Source organism: Curtobacterium guangdongense (assembly GCF_049341845.1).
Taxonomy (GTDB): domain Bacteria; phylum Actinomycetota; class Actinomycetes; order Actinomycetales; family Microbacteriaceae; genus Curtobacterium; species Curtobacterium guangdongense.
Genome location: NZ_JBMPIT010000002.1, coordinates 355,981 through 377,655, shown reverse-complemented (window position 1 = coordinate 377,655; position 21,675 = coordinate 355,981). Strand labels below are relative to the sequence as shown.

Annotated in this window: 21 protein-coding genes; 13 read left to right on the top strand and 8 right to left on the bottom strand. The window is 70.4% G+C overall.

Annotation, left to right across the window (positions count from 1 at the left end):
- Positions 1 to 46: 46 nt before the first annotated feature.
- Positions 47 to 796, bottom strand: a complete 750-nt coding sequence (locus ACO0E1_RS04185) for a CPBP family intramembrane glutamic endopeptidase (RefSeq protein ID WP_413602552.1) — start codon at positions 794 to 796, stop codon at positions 47 to 49.
- Between the two features lie 121 nt (positions 797 to 917).
- On the opposite strand from ACO0E1_RS04185, the gene typA reads away from it, so the two are divergent.
- From typA to ACO0E1_RS04150, 7 genes are all read left to right on the top strand, one after another.
- Positions 918 to 2,840 carry a translational GTPase TypA gene (gene typA / locus ACO0E1_RS04180; RefSeq protein WP_281267197.1) on the top strand — a complete coding sequence of 641 codons (1,923 nt, stop codon included), beginning with the start codon at positions 918 to 920 and terminating at the stop codon, positions 2,838 to 2,840.
- A 47-nt stretch (positions 2,841 to 2,887) separates the two neighbouring features.
- Positions 2,888 to 4,081 carry an amidohydrolase gene (locus ACO0E1_RS04175; RefSeq protein WP_422873028.1) on the top strand — a complete coding sequence of 398 codons (1,194 nt, stop codon included), beginning with the start codon at positions 2,888 to 2,890 and terminating at the stop codon, positions 4,079 to 4,081.
- 188 nt (positions 4,082 to 4,269) lie between these two features.
- A complete protein-coding gene (locus ACO0E1_RS04170) occupies positions 4,270 to 4,815 on the top strand; it encodes a hypothetical protein (protein WP_422873027.1) in 546 nt (181 codons plus the stop codon).
- Positions 4,816 to 4,855: 40 nt separating this feature from the next.
- Complete coding sequence (locus ACO0E1_RS04165; RefSeq protein WP_422873026.1) at positions 4,856 to 6,079, top strand: PIG-L family deacetylase; 1,224 nt, start codon at positions 4,856 to 4,858, stop codon at positions 6,077 to 6,079.
- Positions 6,080 to 6,115: 36 nt separating this feature from the next.
- Positions 6,116 to 6,433 (top strand): ferredoxin, encoded by a 318-nt coding sequence (gene fdxA / locus ACO0E1_RS04160; protein ID WP_281267201.1) that lies wholly within the window; start codon positions 6,116 to 6,118, stop codon positions 6,431 to 6,433.
- Between the two features lie 11 nt (positions 6,434 to 6,444).
- Entirely contained in the window at positions 6,445 to 7,563 is a 1,119-nt protein-coding gene (gene dapC / locus ACO0E1_RS04155) for a succinyldiaminopimelate transaminase (RefSeq protein ID WP_422873025.1), read from the top strand.
- A 158-nt stretch (positions 7,564 to 7,721) separates the two neighbouring features.
- On the top strand, positions 7,722 to 9,020 hold the full coding sequence (locus ACO0E1_RS04150; RefSeq protein WP_281267554.1) for a citrate synthase: 1,299 nt from the start codon (positions 7,722 to 7,724) through the stop codon (positions 9,018 to 9,020).
- 81 nt (positions 9,021 to 9,101) lie between these two features.
- On the opposite strand, the gene dapD is transcribed toward ACO0E1_RS04150, so the two are convergent.
- Positions 9,102 to 10,061 carry a 2,3,4,5-tetrahydropyridine-2,6-dicarboxylate N-succinyltransferase gene (gene dapD, locus ACO0E1_RS04145; RefSeq protein WP_422873024.1) on the bottom strand — a complete coding sequence of 320 codons (960 nt, stop codon included), beginning with the start codon at positions 10,059 to 10,061 and terminating at the stop codon, positions 9,102 to 9,104.
- A gap of 35 nt (positions 10,062 to 10,096) precedes the next feature.
- Here dapD and dapE point away from each other — a divergent pair, with 35 nt between their 5' ends.
- A complete protein-coding gene (dapE, locus tag ACO0E1_RS04140) occupies positions 10,097 to 11,179 on the top strand; it encodes a succinyl-diaminopimelate desuccinylase (protein WP_422873023.1) in 1,083 nt (360 codons plus the stop codon).
- A complete protein-coding gene (locus tag ACO0E1_RS04135; protein ID WP_422873022.1) occupies positions 11,164 to 12,426 on the top strand; it encodes a mannosyltransferase family protein in 1,263 nt (420 codons plus the stop codon). Before dapE ends, ACO0E1_RS04135 begins: the two co-directional genes overlap by 16 nt.
- On the opposite strand, the gene ACO0E1_RS04130 is transcribed toward ACO0E1_RS04135, so the two are convergent.
- The gene (locus tag ACO0E1_RS04130) at positions 12,405 to 13,619 is read right to left on the bottom strand and encodes an AI-2E family transporter (protein WP_422873021.1); all 1,215 of its coding nucleotides are present in this window, start codon (positions 13,617 to 13,619) and stop codon (positions 12,405 to 12,407) included. The two genes, ACO0E1_RS04135 and ACO0E1_RS04130, sit on opposite strands and share 22 nt — an antisense overlap.
- A 126-nt stretch (positions 13,620 to 13,745) precedes the next feature.
- On the opposite strand from ACO0E1_RS04130, the gene ACO0E1_RS04125 reads away from it, so the two are divergent.
- Together ACO0E1_RS04125 and ACO0E1_RS04120 are read left to right on the top strand one after the other, a co-directional pair.
- The gene (locus ACO0E1_RS04125; protein WP_017887054.1) at positions 13,746 to 13,916 is read left to right on the top strand and encodes a DUF3117 domain-containing protein; all 171 of its coding nucleotides are present in this window, start codon (positions 13,746 to 13,748) and stop codon (positions 13,914 to 13,916) included.
- A gap of 150 nt (positions 13,917 to 14,066) precedes the next feature.
- The gene (locus ACO0E1_RS04120) at positions 14,067 to 14,777 is read left to right on the top strand and encodes an AAA family ATPase (protein WP_422873120.1); all 711 of its coding nucleotides are present in this window, start codon (positions 14,067 to 14,069) and stop codon (positions 14,775 to 14,777) included.
- Here the strand turns inward: ACO0E1_RS04120 and ACO0E1_RS04115 are convergent.
- Positions 14,767 to 15,399 (bottom strand): O-methyltransferase, encoded by a 633-nt coding sequence (locus ACO0E1_RS04115; RefSeq protein ID WP_281267208.1) that lies wholly within the window; start codon positions 15,397 to 15,399, stop codon positions 14,767 to 14,769. The two genes, ACO0E1_RS04120 and ACO0E1_RS04115, sit on opposite strands and share 11 nt — an antisense overlap.
- 62 nt (positions 15,400 to 15,461) lie before the next feature.
- Between ACO0E1_RS04115 and ACO0E1_RS04110 the strand changes: the two genes are divergently transcribed.
- Entirely contained in the window at positions 15,462 to 15,827 is a 366-nt protein-coding gene (locus ACO0E1_RS04110) for a twin-arginine translocase TatA/TatE family subunit (RefSeq protein WP_281267209.1), read from the top strand.
- A gap of 278 nt (positions 15,828 to 16,105) precedes the next feature.
- On the opposite strand, the gene ACO0E1_RS04105 is transcribed toward ACO0E1_RS04110, so the two are convergent.
- The 4 genes from ACO0E1_RS04105 to ACO0E1_RS04090 all read right to left on the bottom strand — a co-directional run bounded on the left by ACO0E1_RS04105 (position 16,106) and on the right by ACO0E1_RS04090 (position 20,584).
- A complete protein-coding gene (locus tag ACO0E1_RS04105) occupies positions 16,106 to 17,407 on the bottom strand; it encodes a carbohydrate-binding protein (protein ID WP_422873020.1) in 1,302 nt (433 codons plus the stop codon).
- Positions 17,408 to 17,570: 163 nt separating this feature from the next.
- Positions 17,571 to 18,725 (bottom strand): Mrp/NBP35 family ATP-binding protein, encoded by a 1,155-nt coding sequence (locus ACO0E1_RS04100; RefSeq protein WP_422873019.1) that lies wholly within the window; start codon positions 18,723 to 18,725, stop codon positions 17,571 to 17,573.
- Complete coding sequence (locus ACO0E1_RS04095) at positions 18,718 to 19,218, bottom strand: DUF1003 domain-containing protein (protein WP_402729348.1); 501 nt, start codon at positions 19,216 to 19,218, stop codon at positions 18,718 to 18,720. Before ACO0E1_RS04095 ends, ACO0E1_RS04100 begins: the two co-directional genes overlap by 8 nt.
- Before the next feature lie 49 nt (positions 19,219 to 19,267).
- A complete protein-coding gene (locus ACO0E1_RS04090; protein ID WP_402729100.1) occupies positions 19,268 to 20,584 on the bottom strand; it encodes a magnesium transporter MgtE N-terminal domain-containing protein in 1,317 nt (438 codons plus the stop codon).
- Between the two features lie 104 nt (positions 20,585 to 20,688).
- On the opposite strand from ACO0E1_RS04090, the gene ACO0E1_RS04085 reads away from it, so the two are divergent.
- Positions 20,689 to 21,579, top strand: a complete 891-nt coding sequence (locus tag ACO0E1_RS04085) for a YflT domain-containing protein (RefSeq protein ID WP_422873018.1) — start codon at positions 20,689 to 20,691, stop codon at positions 21,577 to 21,579.
- The last annotated feature ends 96 nt before the right edge of the window (positions 21,580 to 21,675 follow it).

The window sequence follows — 21,675 nt, the reverse complement described above, 5'->3', positions numbered from 1 at the left end:
GCCCGCCGCCTGGTCGCGACCGGCGCGTGAGCCCCGCCGGCCGCGCCTACCGGAACAGGGCAGGGAACGCGTGCGCCACCCAGGGGTACCCGACGAAGACCGCGGCGTCGAGGATGCAGTGCGTCACGATGAGGGGCATGAGCCGACCCCACTTCGTGTAGATCCACCCGAACGCGATGCCCATCACGGCATTCCCCACGAACGCGCCGAAGCCCTGGTACAGGTGGTAGCTACCGCGCAGCAGTGCGGTGGACAGGATGATCTGCCAGCGCCCCCACCCGATCTCGCCGAGGCGCGCGTACAGGTACCCGATGACGATCACCTCTTCCTGCAGCCCAGAGCGGATCGCCGAGAGCAGCAGGACGGGGATCGTCCACCAGTAGGAGTCGAGTGCAGCGGGGTTCACGTTCACGGTGAACCCGAGCGCGCGGCCCGTGAAGTACAGCGCGAGCCCCGGGATCCCGATGCCGAGCGCTATGAGGACGGGGACGCCGATGTCGGACCCGGCCCGGAACCGGTCGATGCCCAGGCGCGACAGGTGTGGGCGGGTGGTGCTCCAGAGGAGGTAGCAGACCAGCGCGACCGGGGCCAGGTCCACCGCGATGCCGACGAGCTGCCTCGCGAGGTCGACGTACTGCACCGTGGTCGTCGACGTGTTGAGCGCCGTGGACTGCTGCCCGAGCGGGGTGGTCTGCGACAGGTCGTCGATGATCTGCAGCACCGAGTAGAGCGCGCTGCCGCCGAGCGACAGCATGAGCACGATCGTGATCTCGACCCACGTTCGCCGTCGGCTCATGTGCTGTACTCCTGCCACTTGCGAACTACCGGTAGACTGGTGTGTCGGGCGTTCTGCCCGCGGGTGCGGTGTCGTGACGACGTCGGCCCGACACTCTCCCAGAATTTGAAGGATGTCCTGTATGGCGCTCGCCACCCGGTCCGACCTGCGCAACGTCGCCATCGTGGCACACGTCGACCACGGCAAGACCACGCTCGTCGACGCGATGCTCACGCAGACCAACTCGTTCGACGCCCACTTCGAGGGCGAAGACCGGATGATGGACTCGAACGACCTCGAGCGTGAGAAGGGCATCACCATCCTCGCGAAGAACACCTCGGTGCTCTACAACGGGAAGCACGCGACCGAGTTCGGCTCCGACGGCCCCATCACGATCAACGTGATCGACACCCCCGGCCACGCCGACTTCGGTGGCGAGGTCGAGCGCGGCCTGTCCATGGTCGACGGTGTCGTGCTGCTCGTCGACGCGTCGGAGGGCCCGCTGCCCCAGACCCGCTTCGTGCTCCGCAAGGCGCTCGCCGCGAAGCTCCCGGTGATCCTGCTCGTCAACAAGACGGACCGCCCCGACTCCCGCATCGACGAGGTCGTCTCCGAGTCGCAGGACCTGCTCCTCGGTCTCGCGTCCGACCTCTCGGACGAGGTCGACGACCTCGACCTCGACGCCATCCTCGACGTCCCCGTGGTCTACGCCTCGGGTCGTGCCGGTGCCGCGTCCCGCAACAAGCCGGCCGACGGCTCGCTGCCCGACAACGACGACCTCGAGCCGCTCTTCGAGGCGATCCTCCAGCACGTCCCCGCCCCGAAGTACGACGACGAGCACCCGCTGCAGGCGCACGTCACGAACCTCGACGCCTCGCCGTTCCTCGGCCGCCTCGCGCTGCTGCGCATCTTCCACGGCACGATGAAGAAGGGCCAGACGGTCGCGTGGGTCAAGCACGACGGCACCGTCCAGAACGCCCGCATCACCGAGCTCCTCATCACCAAGGCGCTCGACCGCTACCCGGCCGAGTCCGCTGGTCCCGGTGACATCGTCGCCGTCGCCGGCTTCGACACGATCACCATCGGTGAGACCCTGACCGACCCCGAGGACGTCCGCCCGCTGCCGACCATCACGGTCGACGACCCGGCGATCTCGATGACCATCGGGACCAACACGAGCCCGCTCGTCGGCAAGGTCAAGGGTCACAAGCTCACCGCCCGCATGGTCAAGAACCGCCTCGACAGCGAGCTCGTCGGCAACGTCTCGCTCAAGGTGCTCGACATCGGCCGCCCCGACGCGTGGGAGGTCCAGGGTCGCGGCGAGCTCGCGCTGGCCATCCTCGTCGAGCAGATGCGTCGAGAGGGCTTCGAGCTCACGGTCGGCAAGCCGCAGGTCGTCACCAAGCGTGACGAGAACGGCAAGCTCCAGGAGCCGTACGAGCACATGACGATCGACACGCCGGAGGAACACCTCGGCGCGATCACGCAGCTCATGGCCGCGCGCAAGGGTCGCATGGAGAACATGACGAACCACGGCACCGGCTGGATCCGCATGGAGTTCATCGTGCCGTCGCGTGGCCTCATCGGCTTCCGCACGTCGTTCCTCACCGAGACCCGCGGCACCGGCATCGCCAACGCGATCTCGCACGGCTACGCCGAGTGGGCCGGCCCGATCCAGACCCGCATCAACGGCTCGATCGTGTCCGACCGCTCCGGTGTCGTCACGCCGTTCGCCATCACGAACCTCCAGGAGCGGATGACGTTCTTCGTCAACCCCACCGAAGAGGTCTACGAGGGCATGGTCATCGGCGAGAACTCGCGCGCCGACGACATGGACGTGAACATCACCAAGGAGAAGAAGCTCACGAACATGCGTTCGGCGAACGCCGACTCCTTCGAGTCGATGACGCCGTCGCGCCAGCTCTCCCTCGAGGAGTGCCTGGAGTTCGCCCGCGAGGACGAGTGCGTCGAGGTCACCCCCGACGCCGTGCGCATCCGCAAGGTGGAGCTCGACGCGCAGGCTCGCCAGCGCGCGTACGCCCGCCTGAAGCGTCAGGACGCGTAAGCACCCGCACACAGTGCACGAGGAGGTCGAGGGATACGGTTGATGCCGTGACTCTCGACCTCCTCTCGCTGTACCAGGACCTCCACGCCCACCCGGAGCTCGGCTTCCAGGAGCACCGCACCGCCGGTGTCGTCTCCGCGAAGCTGCACGAGCTGGGCGGCATCGACGTGACCGAGGGCGTCGGCGGCACGGGTGTCGTCGGGGTCCTGTCGAACGGCGAGGGTCCGGTCATCTGGCTCCGCGCCGACATGGACGGCCTGCCCGTCGAGGAGCGCACGGGCCTCCCGTACGCGAGCAAGCACCGCGGCACCGACGAGACCGGCACCGACGTCCCGACGATGCACGCCTGCGGCCACGACATCCACGTCACGTGGCTGCTCGGCACGCTGGAGCGCCTCATCGAGACGAAGGCCGACTGGTCCGGCACCGTCGTGGCCGTGTTCCAGCCCGCCGAAGAGGTCATCTCCGGTGCCCGGGCGATGGTCGACGACGGCCTCGTCGACCGCTTCCCGAAGCCCTCCGTCGTGCTCGGCCAGCACTCCGCTCCGGCCCCGGTCGGCATGGTCGCGGTGGGCGCCGGTGCGGTGATGGCGTCGAGCGACCGGTTCGCCGTCACGTTCAACGGCCGCGGCGCCCACGGGTCGGCACCGCAGTCCTCGCTCGACCCCGTCGTCACGGCGGCGTCGGCGGTCGTGCGGCTGCAGACGATCGTCTCCCGCGAGACCTCCCCGAGCGACGCCGGTGTCGTGACCGTCGGGAGCTTCCATGCCGGCAGCCGGGCGAACATCATCCCCGACAAGGCCGTCATCGAGATCTCCACGCGGGCGCGCAACGAGGAGACCCGCGGCCGCATCATCGACTCCATCGAGCGCATCGTCCGTGCCGAGAGCCAGGCGGGCGGCCTGCCGGAGCCGACGATCGAGCGGTTCCCGGGTGCCGACGTCCTCGTGAACGACCCGGAGCAGGCCGCGAAGGTCCTCGACGCCCTCCGTCCGGCGGTCCCGAACGCCGTCGACCTGGAGTCCGGCCTGGCGATGGCGTCGGAGGACGTCGGGCAGCTCGCCACGGCCGCCGGGGTGCCGATCGTGTACTGGTTCACGGGCATCACCGACCCGGAGCTGTTCCGTCGCGGCGAGGACATCCCGAGCAACCACTCGCCGTTCTACGCGCCGCAGGCGGAGACCGCGATCCCGGTGGGCGTCGACGCGCTCGTCGCCGCCGCGCGCGCCTACCTGTCCTGACGCCCCCGGCTCGACACCGGCGGACGTTTCCGTCCCATCCAATCCGCGCTGGAAAGCCGAATCGCGCGTAGGAGGTCGTTCCTCAAGACCACCTACGCGCGATTCGTCCTCCAACGCGCGAAACGGCCCACGTCAGGTTCCCAGGGAACTCGCGCCGGGCCTCCTGGCCGAACCGTTAGCTTGTCCGCATGCGCAACGCCATCCGCACCCCGCTCGTGGCCGCCGTGGCGGCCGGCATCGCCCTGGCCGGGCTCACCGGCTGCTCCTCGGACACGCTGAAGCAGGCGACCGACCTCGGGTCCTCGGTGGCATCGGACGTCAGCGAGCACGTCAAGGGCATCGACGGTTCCGCGATCGAGCAGGGCATGTCGAACATCGCCGGCGGGATCGACGGCGCGCTCGACACCGCGCTGAAGGGCGCAAACGTGACCTCGGACGGCAAGGTCCCCGACGGGTTCCCGACCGCCGCGGTGCCGCTCGTGGACGGGACGGTGCTCGGCGGCGGGACGGGTCCGAACGGGTCCGGCTGGGTGGTTCAGGTGCAGGCCGCCGGGGTGGACGACTTCACCGCGGCCGCGCAGCAGCTCACCGACGCCGGGTTCACCGAGTCGGCGAAGCGGGCGGACACGTCCAGCGCGTTCGGGATCTTCCGGAGCGACGACCACCGGGTCGTCCTGACCTTCTCGAAGTCGGACGCCGGAGCGACCGCGACGTACATCGTCACCCCGCGCTAGGCGGAGTCCGTCCGGGCACGGTCCCGTACGCTTGGACCCGATGTCGAAGGCCACCGCGACGCGCCCCGAGCGTGTCCTCATCGTGCACGCCCACCCCGACGACGAGACCCTGTCGTCGGGTGGGACCATCGCCACGCTCCTCGAACTCGGGTCCGAGGTCACCGTCCTGACGGCGACCAGGGGCGAGCGCGGCGAGATGCTCACACCGGAGCTGGCGCCGCTGTTCGGCGATGCTTCGCGCGTCGCTGCCCACCGTGAGACCGAGATCGCGGCGGCCCTCGCCGCACTCGGGGGACCGGCGCACCTCTGGCTCGGCGGTCCCGGTGCCCGACCGACCGACCTGCCCGAGCGCCGCTACACGGACTCCGGCATGCAGTGGGGACCGGACGGGCGAGCGGTCGCCGCGGACGACGCCCCGGCCGACTCGCTGACGATGGCCGACCTCGGCGAGGTCGTCGACGACGTCCGCGCCGCGATCCGCTCCACGGCGGCGGACGCGGTCATCAGCTACGCCGACGACGGCGGGTACGGGCACCCGGACCACGTGCGGGTGCACCACGCGGCGAAGTACGCGGCGAAGGCCGAGGACGTTCCGTTCTCGATGATCGTCGACCCGGACTCCGGTGAAGCGGACCTGACCGTGGACGTGCTCCCGGTCCGCGCGAAGCTCCGCGCGGCGGTCGAGCAGTACCGCTCCCAGGTCACCGTCGACCCCGTCGAGCCCGCCGACCCGCTCGCGCTGTCGTGGGTGATGCCGCACGGTGTGCGCCACGAGGCTCCGGCGACCGAGGCCTTCCGGCACGACGCACCGCCGTCGGCGCCGGCACCGGAGACGTACGCCGAGATGACCCCCGCCGGCAAGGCGACCGCGGTCGTCGCGTCGCTCGTCGTCGGGCTCCTCGCCGGCGGACTCGGCACGATCACCCACCAGCAGACCCTCGGCGCCTTCCCGATCGGCATCGTGCTCACGACGCTCGTCGTCGTCGGACTGACGGTCGGCGTGCGGCTGCTGTACCGGTCGCGGGCGATGGTCGCGGCCATCGGCATCGGGGTCATCGTCGCGACGCAGGTGCTGGTGTCGGTCGGCGGGCAGAGCTCCCCGCTCGTGCTGGCGAACACCGCCGGGTACGTGTGGACGTTCGGACCGGCGATCGTCGCCATGCTGGCGCTCGCCTGGCCGGATCTCTCCGGTGCCCGTGCCGCCGCCGACGCCCGTGTCGACGCCGACCGGCCGCGGTCAGGGACGCCGGCCGCCCGCGAGTAGACTCGAAGCGCTCAGTTCGAAGGGAGCAACCCGACCGTGACCTACGTGATCGCCCAGCCCTGTGTCGACGTCAAGGACCGCGCGTGCATCGACGAGTGCCCCGTCGACTGCATCTACGAAGGCGATCGCTCGCTGTACATCCACCCGGATGAATGCGTGGACTGCGGCGCCTGCGAGCCCGTCTGCCCGGTCGAGGCGATCTACTACGAGGACGACCTGCCGGACGAGTGGGCCGACTACTACAAGGCGAACGTCGAGTTCTTCGACGAGGTGGGCTCGCCCGGCGGTGCCGCCAAGGTCGGCGTGATCCACAAGGACCACCCGGTCGTCATGGCCGAACCGCCGCGCGGCTGAACGACACGCACGTGGCGCTCGACCTCCCCGACTTCCCCTGGGACCAGCTCGTCCCGTTCAAGCAGCGCGCGGCCGAGTACGAGGGCGGCATCGTCGACCTCAGCGTCGGTTCGCCCGTCGACCCGACCCCTGCAGTCATCAGGACGGCGCTGTCCGAGGCCACCGACGCGCATGCCTACCCGCAGGTCGCCGGGACCCCTGCCCTGCGCCAGGCCATCGCCGACTGGTACGGCCGCCGCCACGGCGTGCAACTGACCGAGGACCAGACGCTGCCGACGATCGGCTCGAAGGAGTTCATCGCCGGCCTCGCGCTCTGGCTCGGCATCGGCAAGGGGGACACCGTCGTGTTCCCCGCTGCGGCGTACCCGACGTACGAGCTCGGCGCGGCGCTCGTCGGAGCCACGGCCCTGGCGTCGGACGATCCCGCCGCGTGGCCGGACGGCACCAAGCTGATCTGGCTGAACTCCCCGGGCAACCCCGACGGGCGGGTGCTCTCGATCGAGGAACTCCGCGTCGCCGTCGCCCGCGCCCGTGCCCTCGGCGCCGTGATCGTCGGGGACGAGTGCTACGCCGAACTCGGCTGGGAAGCACCGTTCGACCAGCAGCCGACCCCGACGATCCTCGACCCGCGCGTCGTGGGCGACTCCGTCGACGGCGTGCTCAGCGTGTACTCCCTGTCGAAGCAGTCCAACCTGGCCGGCTACCGAGCCGCCTTCGTCGCCGGCGACGCCGCGGTGCTCGCCGAGGTCCTCGCCGTGCGGAAGCACACCGGCATGATGCCGCCGCTGCCCGTGCAGCAGGCGATGATCGTCGCGCTCGCGGACCAGACGCACGTGCAGCAGCAGAAGGCGCTGTACCGTGCCCGTCGCGGCATGCTCCGGCGTGCGCTCGAGGGCGCCGGTTTCCGCGTCGACCACAGCGAGGCGGGCCTGTACCTCTGGGCCACCAGGGGTGAACCGGCGCTCGACACGGTGGCGTGGCTGGCGGAGCGCGGCATCCTCGTCGCCCCGGGGACCTTCTACGGCGCGGCCGGCGGCGAGCACGTGCGCGTCGCCCTCACCGCGACGGACGAGCGGATCGCAGCGGCGGCGCAGCGGCTGACGAGCGGCCGCCGCGTGGCTTCCGCGTAGGCGACCGGGGCGGCGACCCGACCGCAATTCGTGAGTCCCACCAAGTTCCGAGGCTCTGGGTGTGCGCGAGCGACAGACGGCGCGATTAGGCTGTTCTCGTGACTGACACTGCCAATGACGCTCAGAAGACGGCCACACCGCCAACGACGCCCGTCCCCGTGAGTCCCGCCGCCGAGCAGGCGACGGAGACCGCGACGCTGTCGTACCCGGGTGGAACGGCGGAGTTCCCGATCCTGCCGAGCGTCGACGGCGCGTCCACGGTGGACATCTCGACCTTCAAGAAGCAGACCGGCATGAACACGCTCGACTACGGGTTCGTGAACACCGGGTCGACCAAGAGCGCGATCACGTACATCGACGGCGACCAGGGCATCCTGCGGTACCGCGGGTACCCGATCGACCAGGTCGCCTCGAACTGCACGTTCCTCGAGGTCGCCTGGCTGCTCATCTACGGCGAGCTGCCGACCGAGTCCGAGCTCGAGGACTTCGACGCGCGCATCCGTCGGCACACCCTCCTGCACGAGGACCTCCGTCGCCTCTTCGACGCCCTGCCGCACTCGGCGCACCCGATGTCGGTGCTCTCCAGTGCGGTCAGCGCGCTGTCCACGTACTACGAGGACGACATGGACGTCGACGACCCGGAGAAGGTCGAGCTCCAGACCGTCCGGCTCCTCGCGAAGCTCCCGGTCATCGCCGCCTACGCGCACAAGAAGTCCATCGGGCAGGCCTTCCTGTACCCGGACAACTCGCTGTCGTTCGTCGACAACTTCCTGCGCCTGAACTTCGGCACCATGGCCGAGACCTACACGCCGAACCCGGTGCTCACGAAGGCGCTCGACCGGCTGCTCATCCTGCACGAGGACCACGAGCAGAACGCCTCCACCGCCACGGTCCGCCTGGTCGGCTCGACGAAGGCGAACATGTTCGCGTCGATCTCCGCCGGGATCAACGCCCTGTACGGCCCGCTGCACGGTGGCGCGAACGAGGCCGTCCTCGAGATGCTCCAGCAGATCAAGGACTCCGGCGAGCCCGTGCAGCGCTTCGTCGAGCGCGTGAAGAACAAGGAGCGCGGGGTGAAGCTCATGGGCTTCGGGCACCGCGTGTACAAGAACTACGACCCCCGCGCGAAGCTCGTGAAGGAGTCGGCGGACGAGGTCCTCGAGTCCCTCGGCGTGCAGGACGACCTGCTCGACATCGCCCGGGAGCTCGAGGAGATCGCGCTCAGCGACCAGTACTTCATCGACCGCAAGCTCTACCCGAACGTGGACTTCTACACGGGCATCATCTACAAGGCGATGGGCTTCCCGCCGCGGATGTTCACCGTGCTGTTCGCGATCGGGCGCCTGCCCGGCTGGATCGCGCAGTGGCGCGAGCTCAACAACGACCCCCTCAACAAGATCGGTCGCCCGCAGCAGCTGTACGTGGGGTCCCCGAAGCGGGACCTGCCCGCTCGCTGACGCGGCGGTCACCGTCGCCACGCACTGGAGGCCCGGTGCCGGTCTCGCGGACCGGCACCGGGCCTCCAGTCGGTTGCCGCGTTACGCGTGGAGCGCGGTGTTGAGCTGAATGCCCTCGCCCCGGCGCTGCAGCGCCTCCACGGCGCCGGAGAGGCTGTTGCGGCGGAACAGGACGTTCGGCGTGCCGGACAGCTCCGCCGCCTTCACGGTCTTCGGGGTGCCGTCGGGGTTCGGCGCCGACCCGACCAGCACGACCTTGGTGCCGGCGGTGACGTAGAGACCCGCCTCGATGACGGAGTCGTCGCCGAGGGAGATGCCGAGCCCGGCGTTCGCGCCGAGCAGCGCGCGCTCGCCGAGCGAGACGCGGTGCGTGCCGCCGCCGGAGAGCGTGCCCATGATGGACGCCCCGCCGCCAATGTCGGTGCCGTTGCCGACGACGACGCCCTGGGACACGCGGCCCTCGATCATGGCGTCGCCGAGGGTGCCGGCGTTGAAGTTCACGAAGCCCTCGTGCATGACGGTGGTGCCCGGTGCGAGGTGTGCGCCCAGTCGGACCCGGTTGGCGTCGCCGATGCGGACCCGGTCCGGGACGACGTAGTCGACCAGGCGGGGGAACTTGTCGATCGCGTGCACGGCGATGCCGGCGCGCTGCAGGGACGGGCGGAGGCGCGTCAGGTCGGCGGGGAGCACGGGCCCGGCGTTCGTCCACGCGACGATCGGCAGGTGGCCGAAGACGCCGTCGAGGTTGATCGTGTTCGGACGCACGTGCAGGTGGCTGAGGAGGTGCAGGCGCAGGTAGGCGTCCGGGGTGCTGGTCGGGGCGGCGTCGATCTCGATCTCGACGGTGACGGCCTCGATGCGGACCCCACGGCGGTCGTCCTCGCCGATGTGCTCCTGCAGCTCGAGGGGCAACTCGGCGTCAGCGGGAAGCGCGCCGAGGTGCGTCTCCGGGAACCAGGTGTCGAGCTCGGTGCCGTCGGAGGCGACGGTCGCGAGGCCGTGGCCCCAGGCGGAGGTCGGGCGGGCGGTGGTGTCGGTCACGGCTCCAGGGTAGTGGTGCCCGGTAGGGTGACCGCATGCCGGAGCAGCTCGACCTCACCGCCTCGTCCATCGACATCACCCGTGCCATCTGCGACATCGAGTCGGTGTCCGGCAACGAGCGGTCCCTCGCGGACGCGATCGAGGCGGTGCTCGCGCCGCTGCCGCACCTCGAGGTGATCCGGGACGGCGACGCGATCGTGGCGCGCACGAACCTCGGCCGTGACCGCCGCGTGGTGATCGCCGGCCACATCGACACCGTGCCGCTGAACGACAACCTGCCGACGGAGTTCCGGACGGCGGAGGACGGCACCGAGATCCTCTGGGGACGCGGGACCGTCGACATGAAGGCGGGCTGCGCGGTGCAGCTGAAGCTCGCGTACAACCTGGCGGCGCCGTCGGTGGACGTCACGTGGGTCTGGTACGACCACGAGGAGGTGTCCGACGCGCTGAACGGCCTCGGACGCCTGGCGCGCACGCGCCCGGAGCTGCTGGCCGGGGACTTCGCCATCCTCGGTGAACCGTCCGGCGCCCAGATCGAGGGCGGCTGCAACGGGAACCTCCGCGCCGAGATCCGCGCGTACGGCAAGCGCTCGCACAGCGCCCGCAGCTGGATCGGTGACAACGCCGTCCACAAGGCGGCGCCGATCCTGGCGACCCTGGCCGCGTACGAGCCGCGCACGGTCGAGGTCGACGGGCTCGAGTACCGCGAGGGCCTCAACGCCGTGGGGATCACCGGCGGCATCGCCGGCAACGTCATCCCGGACGAGGTCATGGTCCACGTGAACTACCGGTTCGCCCCGTCGCGCTCCGCGGACGAGGCCGTCGCGCACATCCGTGAGCTGTTCGACGGCTACCAGGTGGACATCGTCGACCTGGCCGCCGGCGCACGCCCGGGTCTCGACGCGCCGCTCGCGCAGGACTTCGTCGCCGCCGTCGGTGGTCCGGCGCCGCGTCCGAAGTACGGCTGGACCGACGTCGCCCGCTTCTCGGCCCTCGGCGTCCCCGCCGTGAACTACGGCCCGGGTGAGCCGGTGTTCGCACACCACGACGACGAACAGGTCCCGGTCGCGCAGATCACCGCGGTCGAGGACGGTCTGCGTCGGTGGCTGACGGCGTGACCACCGCGTCGCCGTCCGGCTCCGTGCCGGTCCGGCGTCCACGTCCAGGGGTCGCGCGCTGGCGTGCGCGGTACCGCGTCGTGCCCTGGTGGGCGCGGATCACCGTCGTCTACCTGCTCGCCCGGATCGTCACCGGCGCGATGCTCATGGGGTTCTCGAGCATCCAGACCGCGAACTCGTTCACGTTGTCGCACCCGCCGTACCTGTCGTTCGCGTCGATCTGGGACGGCGCCTGGTACCGGGTGATCGCCTCGGCCGGGTACCCCTCGACGCTCCCGATCGACACCGCAGGGCACGTCACCGAGAACGCGTGGGCGTTCATGCCGGCGTACCCGTTCCTGGTCCGTGGGCTGATGCTGCTCACCGGAGCGTCCTTCGAGCTCGTTGCGGTCTCGGTGTCGCTGGTCGCCGGGTGGGGTGCTGCGCTGGTCTTCCGCCGGCTGATGGGGCGGTTCCTCGACCCGGCACGGGCGACGTTCGCGACGGTGCTGTTCTGCGTCGCGCCGGTCTCGGTCATGTTCCAGGTCGCGTACGCCGAGGCGATGGGGCTGTTCCTGCTGCTCGTGGCGCTGATGCTCCTCGTGCAGCGCCGGTTCTGGACGATGCTGCCCGTCGTGCTGCTGCTCGGCATGACCCGCCCCACCGGTCTGGCGTTCGCGCTGCTGATGGTGCTGTTCATCGGCGTGTGGTGGCTCCGGCCCGCGTGGGTGCGGATGCCGTCGCGTCCGTCGTTCCGGTCGCTCGTCCCGCCTGCGGTCGTGGCGGTCGTCTCCGGTCTGGTCGGGCTCGCGTGGCCGGCGATCGCGTGGGCGGTCACCGGCGTCCCGAAGGCGTACACGGACACGGAGCTCGCCTGGCGGTCGTCCTACATCGGGTGGAAGGAACTCGTGCCGTTCGCCCCGTGGGTGCAGGGCTTCGGGTGGTGGTTCCGGCAGCCGGCCGGCGGGGTGCTGCTCGCCCTGGTGCTCGTCGGGTTCGCGGCGTTCGTGTTCATGGCGCCGGCTCGGCGGATCGGGCTCGAGCTGCGGCTCTGGGCGGTCGCCTACCTGGTGTACCTGCTCGCGGTGTTCTTCCCGCAGTCGAGCACGTGGCGCATCCTGCTGCCGATCGCACCGCTGCTCGGGATCGTGGCGCTGCCTCGGTCACGGGTGTACCGCGTGGCCGTCGTCGTGCTGTGCGTCGTGCTGCAGTGGGTCTGGATGTACTACTGCTGGTGGGTCGACGGCTACGACTGGACCCCGCCGTGATCGGCGTCCGCCCCGCCGTGTCCGGCGCCCGCAGTGCCTGACCTTGCGTCGTCGTCGGCTTCGCGCTCGTCGGACTCGGCGGCGGGCGGAGTCGCGTCAGGGGCCTCACCCGGTCGCCAGTCCGCGGCTGCGTGCACCATGGCGTTCACGGTCGCGATGAACGGCACCGCGAAGAACGCCCCGACGACGCCCGCGATCGTGGTGCCCGCGGTCACACCGAGCACCACCCCGAGTGGGTGCACCCGGACTGCCGACCCCGTGAGGAACGGGTGCAGCACGTGGCTCTCGAGCTGCTGCACGGCCACGACGACGGCGAGCATGATCAGCGCCGGCACTAATCCGTTGAAGACGAGGGCGACGACGACCGCGACGATGCCGGCGACGATCGCACCGACGACGGGGACGAACGCGCCGAAGAAGACGATCACACCGATCGGGATCGCGAGCGGGAGTCCCAGGGCGAGCGCGCCGATGACGATGCCGAGCGCGTCGGTCACCGCGACGATGAGCTGGACCCGGATGAAGCTCGTCAGGGTCTTCCAGCCGGCCTGACCAGCCGCGTCGATCCGCCCGCGGGAACGGACGGGGAAGATCCGGACGACCCACGACCAGATCCGCCGCCCGTCCACCAGGACGAAGATCGTCGTGAAGACCACGATGAACAGTCCCTCGAGCGCGTGGACCAGTCCGCTGCCGGCCTCCGCGGCGCCGGACAGGATCGACGCGGAGTGCTTCTGCAGGAACGCCGTCGCCTCGGACAGGTACTTCGTCACCTGCGCCGAGGTGATGCCGAACGGCTCGGACCCGAGCAGCGTCTGGAACGTCTGCACGTTGCTCCGCAGCCGGTGTGCGAGCGTCGGGATGTCGTACCGGATCTGCGCCGTGACGATCAGCGCGAGCACACCGATGACGACGACGACCGCGAGGAAACAGGAGAGCACGGCGAGCCACTTCGGCCAGCGGTGCCGTTGCAGGAACGTGGAGAACGGTGCGAGCAGGGCACACACGAGCAGCCCGATGAGGAACGGCACCACGATCTCCTGCAGCAGGATCACGAGGGCGACGACCACGGCCAGGGCGGCGACCACCACGAGGAACCGCCACGAGAACGCGCCCGCGATGCGCATGCCCGACGGGACGGCCTCGACGACACCGTCGTCGGATGGACGAGACGTGGAGCGGATGTTCGGCATGTCCCAAGGTGACCACGGCAAGCCGCGAAATCGGCGCGATTCCGCACCCCCATCCTGGGCGGTTTCGCAGTCTCCTGCCGATACGGGATAATGGGGATGCATGTACTGCACGAAAGGGGACATCTGATGGCAGCCATGAAGCCGAGGACCGGTGACGGGCCGATGGAGGCTGTTAAGGAGGGTCGACTCATCATCGTGCGGGTTCCGCTCGAAGGTGGAGGCCGCCTGGTCGTCTCGGTCAACGATGCCGAGGCCAAGGAACTCCACGACGCACTCGCCGAGGTCGTCTCGGCATAGTTCGTCGACGCTCCACAGCAGAAGGCCCGGAACGCGTACGTTCCGGGCCTTCTGTGGTCCTGGGGCGGTGTCACCGGTCGCCGTCATGATGGTGGCGTGCCACGTTCTCGCCGATCCGTCCGCCGTGTCGAGGAGTACGCCGCCGACCCGATGCCGCGCGGCGCGTGGCCCGCGACGCTCGCTCCGGTCCGGCAGCTCCTCGACGACGGGCTCGACCTCGACACCGTCACGGTCTTCGTCGGGGAGAACGGCGCCGGCAAGTCGACCCTGGTGGAGGCGATTGCCCTCGCGTTCGGCATGAGTCCGGAAGGCGGGTCGACGAACTCCGGTCACAGCACGCGTCCGAGCGAGTCCGACCTCTGGGAACACATCGCGCTGCACCGGGAGCCGGGGGCACCGAAGGGCGGGTTCTTCCTCCGTGCGGAGACCATGCACGGGTTCTTCACGTACCTGGAGCAGCACCCAGGGGCGCGGCCGGAGCCGGTGTTCCACGAACGGAGCCACGGTGAGTCGTTCCTCGACTTCGTGATCGACCGGTCGCAGTGGCCGGGGTTGTGGATCCTCGACGAACCCGAGTCGGCGCTGTCGTTCCAGGGGTGTCTGGCGCTCATCGGGCTGTTGCAGGCGATCGTCGACGACGGCCTCGGGCAGGTGGTCCTCTCGACGCACTCGCCCGTGCTGGCGGCGTTCCCCGGTGCGACCATCCACGAGGTCGGGGAGTGGGGTCTCCGGCGCAGCACCTGGGCCGACCTCGACCTGGTGCGGAACCAGCGCGCGTTCCTCGAGTCGCCGGAGCGGTACCTCCGACACCTGGAGCCGGCGGACGACGACGTCGCCGACGGGCAGGACGCTAGGCGGTGACCTTCGTCATCTGCAGCAGGCCGTCTCCGGCGGGGGACAGCGAGCTGATCACGGCGCCGGATGTCGACACCTCGGTGAGCAGCAGCCGGAAGTCGGTCGTCGCACGGTCCCGCTTCACCGGGTCGGCGACCCGCCCGCGCCACAGTGCGTGCGGCACCAGGACGGTCCCGCCGAGTCGCGCGAGCCGCAGTCCGTGCTCGACGTACTCGATGACGTGCTCGGGGTCGGCGTCGACCAGGACGACGTCGTAGGACGCCTCGTTCATGCGGGGGAGCACCTGGTTGGCGCGACCGGGGATCAGCCGGACGCGCGACGGCGCGGTCCCGGCGGCGATGTAGGCGTCACGGGCGTACTGCTGGTGGTCGACCTCGATGTCGATCGTGGTGAGGGTCGCCTTCGGGGCACCGCCGAGCAGGTACAGCCCGGAGACCCCGAGGCCCGTGCCGATCTCGATGATGCCGGTCGCGCGGGATGCTGCGGCGATGACGCTCATCTGCGCGCCGATCGACGGAGCGACGGCTTCGACACCGAGCTCGAGCGAGTGCTCGCGGGCACGGGCGATCACCTCGGACTCGGAGACGATGTCCTCCGCGAACTTCCAGTTCGACTCTTTCTCTGACACGCACACTCCTCGAACGACAACTCTAGGGTGCAGTTCGGCCGGTTCGGGTTAGGCTCGCTCGTGTGAACATCCCGCTCGACAAGATCCTGATCATCGGGATCATTGCCGTGCTCTTGCTCGGGCCGCAGCGCCTGCCGATGTACGCGCAGAAGCTCGCCGAGTTCGTCAAGGCGGTCCGACGGTTCGCGGACACCGCCAAGGACCGCATGCGCGAGGAGATGGGTCCGGACTTCGACGACGTCGACTGGCAGAAGCTCGACCCGCGGCAGTACGACCCGCGCCGCATCATCCGCGACGCCCTCCTCGACTCCGGCACCGGCGCTGCCGCCGCCGCGCCGCAGGTGACCGCCACGAAGGTGCGTGCGCCGGCACCGATCGTGCCGCTCGCCGCCGGCGAGAAGGCGCCGTACGACGGCGAAGCGACCTGACGACCGTCACCTGACCACGTGACGGACGGGAGGCCCGGTGCCAGCTGGCACCCCTCCCTCGCAGGCTCGGTCGGCGCGCCCCGCGCAACGCTTCGCGTTGCCGCTGAGCGGGGCGCGCCCGTCCGTCCCGCGGCGCGTTCCGACCCATCCCGCCCGCAATGGAAAGCCGAATCGCGCGTAGGTGGCCAGAAAAACCGGCTTCCTACGCGCGATTCCGCTTCCTACGCGCGATTCCGCTTCCTACGCGCGATTCGGCTTCCTACGCGCGGATCGACCCGCTACTTCAGGTCGGCCAGGAAGCGGTCGGTCCAGGCGAGGGCCGCCGTGCCCGAGACGGAGCTGCACGTCGCGGACGCGGTGCTCGTCGGCGTCGCGCAGGGGGTGTCACGGTCGAGGGACCAGGTGTGCACCCCGGCGAGCCCGTGCGACTTCGCGTACGAGGACACCGTGTCGACGTCGGCGAGCGTGAAGACCTCGTCCGAGGCGTCGTTCACCCCGAGCATCGGCGTGACCTCGATCTTCGACGATGCGATCCCGTACGTGTGCTGCAGGTTCGTCACGGCCTGGATGGTGGACTGCCCCATCTCGCAGGTCGACCCGACGATGACGCAGTTCGCCGAGGTGGCCCGGCCGAAGTCCATCGTCATGAGGTTGACCGTGTAGTTCGTCAGGCTGGACGCCTTGATCGCCTTGACGGTGGCGTCACCCGTGCTGTTCAGTCCGCCGTACGACCCGTCGGACGCGGCCAGGGTCGCGAGGGTGAACGAGAAGCGCAGCCCCGGGTACTTCGTCTGCGCAAGCGCCGCGGCGTTCACGAGGTTCTGCACGTCGGCTGCCGACTGCCCGCTCTCGATGTCGAAGTCGACGCCGATCATGTGCGGGGACGCGTACCGGGCGATGAAGCTCTGGAGCGCGGTGCCCGAACACTTGAACGACCCGGCCGCTCCGCCGGTGCTAACGATGTAGTTCACGCCGGCGGCGTCGAGCTTCGGGATGTTGGCGCTCGCGAACGCGTCGGCGGCGACCCCGCCCCAGTTCTCGCTGCCGCAGGTGCCGGTCGCGAAGGCGAGGGTGATCGCCTTGAGACCGGGCTCCCTGGTCGAGACCAGGCTGTTCGAGCTCCCGACGACCGGGATGCGCGTGCCGGTGACCGCGGTGTTCATCACGTTCGTGTTCCAGTCGAGGTTCACGGTGACGTCCTTGTACGGGCTGAAGACCAGCCCGCTGGCGGTGCCGGTGCTGCCGCTCCCGGGGTTCGTGGTCCCGCCGCCCCCCGTGCCGCCTCCGGGCGTGGTGCTCCCGCCCGTGCAGGCGCCCGCCGAGGTCCACGGCTGCCCGCTCCCCGTCGCGCCCGAGTGCGTCGCGGGGTCGTCGCCCTGCGTCCACCAGTTCGCGGTGTAGTTCGTGCCGTTCTCGCTGACCGTCGCACCGCCGTTGTACGCGGTGCCGGCTGCCCACGCGGTCGCGCAGGTCGTCGCGGCGGTGGCGGCCGTCGCCGGTACGGCTGCGAGCGTTCCCCCTGCGAGCGCTGCTGCCACGGCGCCGATGACGCCGATCCGGATCCTGGTGGTCCTGTTCACCTGGGTTCTCCAATGCTTCGGCCGACGTCGTCGTCGGCACGGTGGAGCTCCTGCACCCTGAATACGCAGGAGCATTGTGGAATACCCCTGCATATTGCTCTCAGCAACAGGGGTGCGTCCATGAGGAGACGTACAGGAAGCGGAAACCGGAGCGTGGCGCCGGTCAGGAGAGGGAGAGACCGAGCTTCCGGCCGGAGAGTCCACGGCCCATCGTGGCGACCCGGTCCGCGACCGCGGTCAGTGCGGCCGCGGCGACGTCGTCCGGCGCGCCGATGACCACCGGTGTGCCGGCGTCGCCGCCCTCGCGGAGCGCGACGGAGAGCGGCACGCTGCCGAGCACCGGCACGGGGGAGTCCTGCCCGCGGGACAGGCGGGCGGCGGTCTCGGCGCCACCGCCCTCGCCGAACAGGTGCAGCACGGAGCCGTCGGGCTGGACGAGGCCCGCCATGTTCTCGACGACGCCGATGACCCGCTGGCCGGTCTGTCGCGCCACGATGCCGCTGCGCTCGGCGACGTCCGCCGCGGCTGCCTGGGGCGTGGTGACGACGAGGACCTCGGCGTGCGGGAGCAGTTGACCGACCGAGATCGCGACGTCCCCGGTGCCGGGCGGCATGTCGAGCAGGAGCACGTCGAGGTCGCCGAACCACACGTCGGACAGGAACTGGTTCACGGTGCGGTGCAGCATCGGCCCGCGCCAGGACACCGCGGTGGAGGGATCGTCGACGAACATGCCGATTGAGATCACCTTCACGTCGTGGGCGACGGGCGGCAGGATCATGCTGTCGACCCGGGTCGGACGGGGTGCGACACCGCGCTCGTCAGTGAGGCCCATCAGCCCCGGGACGCTGAACCCGTGCACGTCGACGTCGACGATGCCCACCCGGAGGCCGCGACGGGCGAGTGCGACCGCGAGGTTCACCGTGACGGTGGACTTCCCGACGCCGCCCTTGCCGCTCGTCACGGCGATGACCCGCGTCAGCGAGTCGGCGGTGAACTGCACGCCCTGTGGACGTCCCTCGCGCAGTCGCTCGGTGAGCGCCTTCCGGACCGCTGGGTCCATCACCGAGACGTCCACGTGGACGGCGTGCACGCCGTCGACGGAACCGGCGGCCGACCGGACGTCGCGCTCGATCGTGTCGGCGGCCGGGCACCCGACGATCGTGAGCTGCAGGTCGACGCGCACCGAGCCTCCCGGCTGGACGTCGACACCACGGATCATGTCGAGCTCCGTGACGGGGCGGCGGATCTCGGGGTCGATGACGCGGCCGAGCGCAGCGAGGACGGCGGCGCCGAGCTGCTCGTCGGTGCCCTCAGCCACGGGTGGTGCTGCCGGGCTCGTCGGCGAAGCCGGCGTCGTCCGCGTCACGCCGGTCGAGTTCCTCGAGCAGCGATCGGAGCTCGGCGCGGATGAAGTCCTTCGACGCCATGTCCCGCATCGCCAGGCGGAGGGCGACGACCTCGCGGGCGAGGTACTCGGTGTCGGCGAGGTTCCGCTCCGCGCGCTGCCGGTCCTGTTCGAACTGGACGCGGTCGCGGTCGTCCTGCCGGTTCTGCGCGAGCAGGATCAGCGGTGCCGCGTAGGACGCCTGCAGGGACAGCACCAGGGTCAGCGCCGTGAACCCGATCGCCGCGGAGTCGAACTGCCACGGCTTCGGCGTGAGCGTGTTCCACCCCATCCACACGACGCAGAAGAGCGTCAGGCCGACGAGGAACCAGGGGGTGCCCATCGCGCGTGCGATGCCCTCGGTCGCACGGCCGAACGCGTCTCCGCGGCCGGAGCGGCGGCGGGTCGGCAGGACACTCGTCCGCATGCCCTTCGGGGAGTCGAGGCGGCTGTCCGGACGCTGCTCGCGCCGGTTCTCATCCGTTCGTGCCACGTGCGGTCCTCCTTCCGGTACTCACGGGGGGCCTGCGGGTCTTCGTCCGGGGACGGGCGGGTTCGCCGTCCCCCTGACTCCGCCAGTCGTCCGGCAGGACGTGGTCGAGCACGTCGTCGATCGTCACCACCCCGACCAGGCGGTGGGCGTCGTCGACCACGGGGACGGACACGAGGTTGTAGGTCGCCATCACGCGCGTCACCTCGGCGGCGCTGGCGTCGACCCGGACCGGTTCGGTCTGCTGGTCGATCAGCGTGCCCAGTCGCTCGTTCGGCGGGTAGCGCAGCATCCGCTGGAAGTGCACGAGCCCGAGGAATCGGCCGGTCGGCGGCTCGTAGGGCGGCAGGGTCACGCAGACGCTCGCGCCGAGGGCCGGCGCGAGCTCGTGCCGGCGGATGAGGGCGAGTCCCTCGGCCACGGTGGCGTCCGCGGAGACGATCACGGGCTCGGTGGTCATCAGCCCGCCGGCGGTGTCCGGCTCGTACTCGAGGAGCATGCGGACGTCCTGCGCCTCCTCCGGCTCCATGAGCTGCAGGAGCGCCTCGCTCCGTTCGTCGGAGAGCTCGGCGAGGAGGTCGGCGGCATCGTCCGGCTGCATCTGGTCGAGGACGTCGGCGGCGCGCGCGTCCTGGAGCGAGGACAGGATCTCGACCCGTTCCTGGTCGGGCATCTCCTCGAGCACGTCGGCGAGACGGTCGTCGGGGAGCTCCTCGGCGACTTCGAGGCGCCGCTCGACGGGGAGGTCGAGGAGTGTCGAGGCGAGGTCCGCCGGCACGAGGTCGGAGTACGCGGCGATGACGTGCTCGGCGGACTGCGACTCACCGGGGAGCTCGTCCTCGGTGACCTCGTTCCACGTGGCGAACGTCGTGGGCCCCTTGCCGAACGGGGAGGGTGTGGTCTTCGGCTTGCGGAGGAAGAGCTGCGACACCTCCCAGTCGCCCTGGCCGCGGTCCTCGATCGCGATGTCCTCGATCGTGGCGCGGATGCGGTCCTTCGTGATGAGGACCTTGCGCCCGAGCATCTCGGCGATCACCCGGACCTCACCACCGCGCTGCTCGAAGCGGCGCATGTTCACGAGGCCCGTCGTGATGACCTGCCCGGCGCCGATCGACGTGATGCGGCCGACCGACACGAAGATGCGACGCTTGCCAGGGACCTCGACGATCAACCCGACGACGTGCGGGGGATCGGCCCGGCGGTAGACCACCAGGACGTCACGGACCTTGCCGACGCGATCGCCGGCGGGGTCGAAGACGGAGCACCCGGCGAGGCGGGCGACGAAAACCTTCGAGGCGCTCACCCAGCCAGCGTAGCCGGTCACCCGTTCCGTTCCCTGGCCGTCCGTCCTGGTCGTTCCCTGGTGGTTCTCGTGCGATTGCAAGGACGACGGTGGAAGATGACTGTGTGAGCACTCAGAGCCCCTTCCGCGGTCGTACGGCGCAGGCGTTCCCCACGCTGCCCCGCGGGGACGTCCTCGGCACCTTCGACAGCTACCCGGACGCACAGGCGGTGGTCGCGAAGCTCGCCGAGTCGGAGTTCCCGGTGAACAAGCTCTCGATCGTCGGCAACGACCTCAAGACCGTCGAGCGCGTCACCGGTAAGATGACCTACGGGCGCGCGGCGCTCGCTGGTGCGTTGTCGGGTCTGTGGCTCGGCTTCTTCTTCGGCATCGTGCTGACGCTGTTCTCGCCGACGGCCGGTGGCCTCATCTTCGCAGCCGCGATCATCGGCGCCGCGTTCGGGATGCTCTACGGCATCGTCTCGTTCGCCATCACGAAGCGGCAGCGGGACTTCACGAGCGTGCACCAGGTGCTCGCCACGAACTACCAGATCATCGTCGACCCGCAGCTCGTCGGGCAGGCGCAGCGCATCCTCGGGCAGTTCGGCGCGACGCCGCACGCATCGTGGAACCCCGGGCAACCGGGGGCCGGTCCAGGAGCGCCCTTCCAGGGGCAGCAGCCGCAGCAGCCCCGCCAGGAGCCGTGGCGTCCCGGTCCGCCGACGGGGTCGCCCTACGGAGGGCAGTCCACGCCGCACAGCCAGCCTGGAGGCCCGGCACAGCCCGGCGCGTCGGCTCCGGCCCCCGGTGCGCAGCCGCGCTACGGCACCAACGACGGTCCGCGGTACGGCGAGACCCCGGACACGACTCAGCAACAGCCGGCTGCGCCGGCCGCCGCTCCGGCACCTCGTGGGGATGAGCCGCCGCGGTTCGGGGAGCGCGTCCCCGGCGCGACGCCGCCCGCGTCCGCCGAACCCGACGCTCCCGAGCTCCCGAAGGACGACGAGCAGCGCTGACCCGCGCGCACTCGAGTCTCGGACCCTGCGCCCGCGAGATCGCACTCCGTGTTGCTTCCGGACGAGGCAAGGCGACACGGAGTGCGATCTCGCCGA

What these genes read in the sequence shown, in the direction of transcription:
- ACO0E1_RS04185 (WP_413602552.1), bottom strand. Translation starts at nt 796, where the DNA reads ATGAGCCGACGGCGAACGTGGGTCGAGATCACGATCGTGCTCATGCTG.
- typA (WP_281267197.1), top strand. Translation starts at nt 918, where the DNA reads ATGGCGCTCGCCACCCGGTCCGACCTGCGCAACGTCGCCATCGTGGCA.
- ACO0E1_RS04170 (WP_422873027.1), top strand. Translation starts at nt 4,270, where the DNA reads ATGCGCAACGCCATCCGCACCCCGCTCGTGGCCGCCGTGGCGGCCGGC.
- ACO0E1_RS04165 (WP_422873026.1), top strand. Translation starts at nt 4,856, where the DNA reads ATGTCGAAGGCCACCGCGACGCGCCCCGAGCGTGTCCTCATCGTGCAC.
- dapE (WP_422873023.1), top strand. Translation starts at nt 10,097, where the DNA reads ATGCCGGAGCAGCTCGACCTCACCGCCTCGTCCATCGACATCACCCGT.
- ACO0E1_RS04130 (WP_422873021.1), bottom strand. Translation starts at nt 13,619, where the DNA reads ATGCCGAACATCCGCTCCACGTCTCGTCCATCCGACGACGGTGTCGTC.
- ACO0E1_RS04125 (WP_017887054.1), top strand. Translation starts at nt 13,746, where the DNA reads ATGGCAGCCATGAAGCCGAGGACCGGTGACGGGCCGATGGAGGCTGTT.
- ACO0E1_RS04120 (WP_422873120.1), top strand. Translation starts at nt 14,067, where the DNA reads ATGCCGCGCGGCGCGTGGCCCGCGACGCTCGCTCCGGTCCGGCAGCTC.
- ACO0E1_RS04095 (WP_402729348.1), bottom strand. Translation starts at nt 19,218, where the DNA reads ATGCGGACGAGTGTCCTGCCGACCCGCCGCCGCTCCGGCCGCGGAGAC.